The 590-nt window shown below is 65.1% G+C and carries 1 protein-coding gene; it reads right to left on the minus strand.

Annotated features, from left to right (window positions below; translation table 11 throughout):
- On the minus strand, positions 1-590 hold a 590-nt coding region (locus A3730_RS03645), incomplete at both ends, for a DEAD/DEAH box helicase (RefSeq protein ID WP_156500864.1).

Genomic DNA, 590 nt, shown 5'->3' on the forward strand with positions numbered 1-590 from the left:
GTTGTGACAGCCTGAGCCACTGGAATCGGCCTTCCCGGGCCAGATGCAAGGTTTCCAGGGCCGGGGTGGCGCTGCCCAGAACCACCGGGATGCCCAGCTGCTGGGCGCGCCAGGTGGCCAGATCCCGGGCGTGGTAGCGAAAGCCGTCCTGCTGTTTCAGGGAGCTATCGTGGGCTTCGTCCACGATGATCAGGGCGGGATTGAGCATGGGGGTAAAGATGGCGGAGCGGGTGCCAATGATGATGCGCGCCTGGCCCTCCCGGGCCGCCAGCCAGTTGTCCAGCCGTTCCCGGTCGGTGAGCCCGGAATGCAGGGTGACCACCGGGACGGCAAAGCGCTGCTTGAAGCGTTGCACGGTTTGCGGGGTCAGACCGATTTCTGGCACCAGCACCATGACTTGCTTGCCGGCGGCCAGCAGTGGCGCCATGACTTGCAGATAGACTTCGGTTTTGCCGCTGCCGGTGATGCCGTCGAGCAGGAAAGGGGTGAAGCTGTCAGCGTCCTGAATCGCCTGAATGGCGGCGCGTTGCTCGGCGTTGGCTGCCAGTGGGGCCTGGGCCAGGGTCTCTTTGGTTACGTCTGGTCGGGTG

The organism is Alcanivorax sp. HI0044, assembly GCF_001634945.1.